We start from the raw sequence: 5132 nt of genomic DNA on the forward strand, positions 1-5132 counted from the left end.
TTTTTATCCCTTATTAGTTTTAATCTGTAAAGAAAAATGATCATGACAAGAGAAATAAAAATTGTATAATAAAGAAGTTCAAAACTAAGTTAGTATAAGTTTAGCATCTTAGATTTATTATATATGCAAAAAAAGAAATTATTAATTGGAATTACCGGCAGTATCGCTGCTTATAAAACAGTTTTTTTAGTGAGAGAAACTGTTAAACAAGGATACGAAGTTAAAGTTATTCTTACTCAAGCTGCTAAAGAATTTGTAACTCCCCTAACTCTACAGTCTCTATCTAAGAACAAAGTTTATACTGAGTTATTTGATCTTGATGCAGAACTAGCTATGAGCCATATTGAGCTCGCAAAATGGGCTGACTTAATCCTTATTGCCCCAGCTACCGCAAATAGTATTGAAAAAATTACTCGAGGTACTGCAGATGACCTGCTGACAACCGTAATTTTAGCTAAACCTGTAAATATCCCTCTCCTTATTGCTCCGGCAATGAATGTTGAGATGTTTAATAAACCTCAAGTACAAAATAATTTAAAAACTTTACAAACATATGGGTATAAAGTTTTAAATACAGACCAAGGTTTACAAGCTTGTGGAGATATTGGACAAGGAAGAATGCTTGAACCTCTAGAGTTATTAGATATAGTAAACAATGAGTTAGGAGTTAAACCAATTAACTTAGATCTTAAACCTGTAGGTTTTGTGCAATCTAAAGAAACCTTTATTGCCGAACATCTAGACAACTCTCTAATCGATGTTCCAGCCTTAAGAAGCAAACCAAAAGAAACTATTACTTTAAAAAATTCTTGTGAATTTGATAATGAGTTTGCAAAATATGTTGAAAACTTTAAAGGCAAACATGTTCTAGTTACAGCTGGTCCAACTAGAGAAATGATCGACCCTGTTAGATATATCACCAATCATTCTTCAGGAAAAATGGGGGTATATATAGCTCTCTTGGCAAAAAAACTTGGAGCAAAAGTTACTTTAATTTCTGGTCCCGTATCTGTAGAAATTCCTGAAGGCATACGTACTATTAAAGTAGAATCAGCTGAACAAATGAACAATGCAGTATTAGAATCACTTCTAAATGTAGATGTATTTATAGGCTGTGCTGCCGTAGGTGATTTTAGAGCTAAAGAAATTAGCACAACAAAAATCAAAAAAGCTAATGACCAAGATGAACTAACTATAACTCTAGTTAAAAATCCAGATATCTTATACAATGTTTCTAACTCACCACGTCGTCCTAAGTATGTGGTAGGATTTGCAGCCGAAACAAATAATGTTGAGGAATATGCACGCTCAAAAATTATTTCTAAAGGTTGTGATTGTATTTGTGCAAATGATGTTTCTAAAGAAAATCAAGGATGGAATTCTGATTTTAATCACTTAATTCTCTATAAAAAAGATGGCTCTATAGTTGATTTAAGTTATGATTTAAAAGAAAAAATCGCTAAACTTCTGGTTTTAGATATTGCCAAATCTTTATACCAAATTGAACACACCCATACTTATAAAGCATAAACATGAATAAAAAATTAGACATCTCATACAAAATTCTTGATAAGGAATTCTTTGCTGAGTTTGGCTTACCAAACTATGGTTCAGAGGGAGCTGCTGGTATAGATTTGAGAGCTAATCTAGAAAATAAAAGCTCTTTAACGATTGAAGCTAATCAAACGGTTTTAATCAATACCGGTATAGCTATCTTTATTGATAATCCAAATTATGCTGCATTTATCTATCCACGTAGTGGACAAGGTCATAAACGTGGTTTAGTTTTAGGAAATCTCGTTGGCGTAGTAGATTCTGATTATCAAGGAGAAATTAAAGTATCTCTTTGGAATCGTTCAAATCAACCTCAAACCATTGAACATGGAGAGCGCATTGCTCAATTAGTATTTCAATTAATTACACAAGTGCAACTCCATCAAGTGGAAGAATTCTCCTCATCTCAACGAGGTGAAAATGGATTTGGTTCTACTGGGATTAAATAATTTAAGCAGTTAAGGTTCATTCCATGAGTACACAAAATTTATTCGGAGTGACATTTGAGCTTATGGTAAATTCTGCTCTAATTAATCTACTCAAGAATAATAGCACTAAATTACCAACAAAAACTTTTATCGCTCAACAATTAAATTCAACCCCTAAAAAATTAGGTTTAAGTAATATTTCTGTCGAAGATCTTATCCTTAAGTCACTAAATAACTATGAGTTTGAGATCAATAGCATTTTAGAAAATATCTTAAAAGATCGAAAAAATGACTCCCTAGAAGAAAAAGTAACGGTTTTTACTAAAGAAATCATAAAAACATTATTATCTAAACCTCAGTTAGCACATATTCTTTCTTTTAATAACTTATATGCAAATCTTGAATTTTCTTCTTCGGTAACTAGTATTAATTTAACTACCTACTTTGCATATAAAAGATTATTTAATCGCTTTAATGAAAAAATAAGTAATACTTTTTCTAAATTATTTAATGATTTACTTAGTGGGATCTACTTAAATATCTCACAGAATATAAGCCATGGGGTGAGTCAAAGTATTTTACAAGATCTAGAAGAAGAGATTAATAATGAGATTACCTTATTAAAGAATCTTGTTAAAAAAATAAGCATTTAAAAAGAGGGCTCAAGGCCCTCTTCTTACTTATTTAAGGAAAACATAACGATTATCAAGATTTAGTACGTATTGACCAGCATAACCAGTACGTCTTTTCTCAATTGATAAAACTACAATTTTACCTTGTTCATTATATTTTACATATAATTTATCATTTTCACCTAATCTTTCAATTGCTTTATCAACAGCAACCATCGCAAAAATATCTGCTCTTCTATTTGCAAAAATAGCACCCGCAGTTTGCCCTCTTTTCACCGTAATTTCGTGAGTTTCTAGATTAGCATAAATCTGATTTTCCGGAATAGTTGGAATCCCTGCTGTCGTACTAGTGCTACTAGTTGAAGTTGCAGGTTGACTAGGAGTCGGAGCAGGAGTTGCAGTCGCTACTGGAGTAGCTGGTGTAACTTCAGCAGGTTTATCTGTATTTTCTACAGGAACACTTGGAGTTTGCTCTTTTACAGCATTATCAGAAGTATCTGCAGTTGTCGCTGAACTATCTGTTTGATTATTGATTACAACTGTAGCGGTTTCATTCTTTGCTAATAAAATCGAGTCTTTATTGGTGCTTGTATCTCTAAATACAAATAAATATAAAACAAAGGCTAGAATTATAATAGCTGCATAAATATATAATTTTGTATAAGAAGAACGATCAAAAGCATTTTTCATTTTATCTTTCATAACTCAAACCTATAATAATATAAAGTAAGAAGCATTGATTAAATTCAAACTAGAGCTTAAAAAGCATCTTCGTTCTTTTCTCAACCCTTTCTATTTCACTAACATCTTTAGGAATCAACATTACTACGTCATCACCAGCAATTGTCCCTAGAATTTCTAAATCATCTGCAGAACTATCACAAATTTTAGCGATTATTTGTGCCCCTGCAGGAACAGTTTTAATTAAGATACAAACAGCATTACTTTGAATAGACATAACCAAAGTTTCTACCTTTGATTCCAAAGTAAGACGATTTTGCATTAAACTTAATTTATAGTATTTTAACCCTTTACCATTAGCTACTTTAGTTATATTAGCAGCGGTCAAAAAGCGCCTAAGCTTATGTATTGAGATATCTATACCATTTTTGTTTAATTCTTTTAGAATCTCTGTAGCTTTTGAAAAATTATTATAGCTAACCAAGTCAACTAAATAATTAATTACCGAGCGATTCTTCTCTAAAACTACTTTTAATTGTTCTTTTTCAGATTTAGTTTTTTGAGTTTTACTTTTCTTTGTAGTCGTAATCTTTGCAGTTGGGACAGGAGTTGTTTTTCTTCGTGACACGTAGAGTTTTGTCATAAAAAGTAGTATTTATAAAATTTTTATTTACGCTAAATCACCAATGCTAGATTTAACTTTGATTGGTGCTCCTACTTTGATCTCGGCTAATTTAAAGTCTACATTTCCTGGAAAGATATTTATTGTCGTGCTTCCCATAACAAATGCACCCATTTCTTCGCCTTTCTTTATAATTATATTACTTTCTGAATAATCTTTTTCAATTATATGCACCGCATGATCAGAAATTATAGGATTATCCCAAAATTGTAATATAGATCCTGTAATAGTTGCCCCTACTAAAACTTGCACCATTAAACCAAATTCAGTTTCAAAGTAGCAAACTAAACGTTCATTCCTTGCATATAGATTAGAAATATTAGAAATCGCATTATCATTTACAGAATATAAATCTCCTGGAATAAAAATAGCTTTTAATAATTTCCCATCACAAGGCATATGAACTTTATGGTAATCTCTTGGAGATAAATAAACCGTTAAGTATGAACAATTATTAAATTTTTCAGCTTCTTCCTTAGAAATTGCTAAAAGCTCTCTTACAGTATAGTTATGTCCTTTTGCCTGAATTAAAGTTCCATGATCTATATTTCCAAGCATTGCCACCTTACCATCAGCTGGTGAAACAAACTGGGATTCACCTAAAGGACGTGCCTGCTCATTAAGGTCTCTGATAAAAAATTCATTAAACGTTTGATAATGGTCTGCAGAAGGGTATTTAGCTTCAGAAATATTTACTTTATTTAACTTAATAAAACCTTTTATTGCTAGAGTAGTTAGTTTACCACATTTTGCACTAGCAAACTTACCGACCATCTTGGTCAAAAAGTGTCTAGGTGTCAAATATTTATGAAGAAAAATTTTGAAATTCATAGTCTAGTTATTTTAATGATAAAAAGTAATTTTTGATTAATTCAAGATGTATAAAATAATATCAAATGAAACTGCTTTTCAAAAACTTAAATCGCAAATGTAAGTTCAATCTTATATTTTGTGGTCTACAGTCACATTTTTAAAATTTTTTTGATATTTTTCTATAATCTACTTTTAAATTACAAGTAAACTATATTTATATCCTTAAAAGCAAATATACTCACCTTTATTAGAAGTTATTATAATTCTTTTTATTATTTTTTGCTTTAATTTTAATCTGAATTATTCAGACTTTTAGCGAAAAATAAAGGTCAGCAATAATAG

At 30.7% G+C, this 5132-nt stretch carries 6 protein-coding genes; 3 read left to right on the forward strand and 3 right to left on the reverse strand.

The features are described from left to right. The first annotated feature begins 123 nt into the window (after positions 1–123). The 3 genes from coaBC to CKF59_RS02035 are packed head-to-tail and all read left to right on the forward strand — an operon-like array spanning position 124 to position 2635. Complete coding sequence (coaBC, locus tag CKF59_RS02025; protein ID WP_119534319.1) at positions 124–1530, forward strand: bifunctional phosphopantothenoylcysteine decarboxylase/phosphopantothenate--cysteine ligase CoaBC; 1407 nt, start codon at positions 124–126, stop codon at positions 1528–1530. Positions 1531–1532: 2 nt separating this feature from the next. Continuing rightward, positions 1533–2003: a dUTP diphosphatase gene (dut, locus tag CKF59_RS02030; protein WP_119534320.1), complete on the forward strand. Its 471-nt coding sequence runs from the start codon at positions 1533–1535 to the stop codon at positions 2001–2003. Positions 2004–2026: 23 nt separating this feature from the next. Further along, the gene (locus CKF59_RS02035) at positions 2027–2635 is read left to right on the forward strand and encodes a hypothetical protein (protein ID WP_119534321.1); all 609 of its coding nucleotides are present in this window, start codon (positions 2027–2029) and stop codon (positions 2633–2635) included. 27 nt (positions 2636–2662) lie between these two features. Here CKF59_RS02035 and CKF59_RS02040 read toward each other — a convergent pair whose 3' ends face one another. From CKF59_RS02040 to asd, 3 genes are read right to left on the reverse strand one after another with little or no spacing between them, the layout of a single operon-like run. Beyond that, positions 2663–3316 carry a hypothetical protein gene (locus CKF59_RS02040; RefSeq protein WP_119534322.1) on the reverse strand — a complete coding sequence of 218 codons (654 nt, stop codon included), beginning with the start codon at positions 3314–3316 and terminating at the stop codon, positions 2663–2665. A gap of 49 nt (positions 3317–3365) precedes the next feature. After that, positions 3366–3938: an arginine repressor gene (locus tag CKF59_RS02045; RefSeq protein ID WP_119534323.1), complete on the reverse strand. Its 573-nt coding sequence runs from the start codon at positions 3936–3938 to the stop codon at positions 3366–3368. A gap of 27 nt (positions 3939–3965) precedes the next feature. Further along, complete coding sequence (gene asd, locus CKF59_RS02050; RefSeq protein WP_222985494.1) at positions 3966–4751, reverse strand: archaetidylserine decarboxylase; 786 nt, start codon at positions 4749–4751, stop codon at positions 3966–3968. Positions 4752–5132: the final 381 nt, after the last annotated feature.

It is taken from the genome of Psittacicella gerlachiana, from assembly GCF_003585965.1.
Taxonomy (GTDB): Bacteria; Pseudomonadota; Gammaproteobacteria; order Enterobacterales; family Psittacicellaceae; genus Psittacicella; species Psittacicella gerlachiana.

Coding starts and splice junctions, on each gene's coding strand:
- CKF59_RS02040 (WP_119534322.1), bottom strand. CDS start 3,316: ATGAAAGATAAAATGAAAAATGCTTTTGATCGTTCTTCTTATACAAAA.
- asd (WP_222985494.1), bottom strand. CDS start 4,751: ATGGTCGGTAAGTTTGCTAGTGCAAAATGTGGTAAACTAACTACTCTA.
- CKF59_RS02045 (WP_119534323.1), bottom strand. CDS start 3,938: ATGACAAAACTCTACGTGTCACGAAGAAAAACAACTCCTGTCCCAACT.
- CKF59_RS02035 (WP_119534321.1), top strand. CDS start 2,027: ATGAGTACACAAAATTTATTCGGAGTGACATTTGAGCTTATGGTAAAT.
- coaBC (WP_119534319.1), top strand. CDS start 124: ATGCAAAAAAAGAAATTATTAATTGGAATTACCGGCAGTATCGCTGCT.
- dut (WP_119534320.1), top strand. CDS start 1,533: ATGAATAAAAAATTAGACATCTCATACAAAATTCTTGATAAGGAATTC.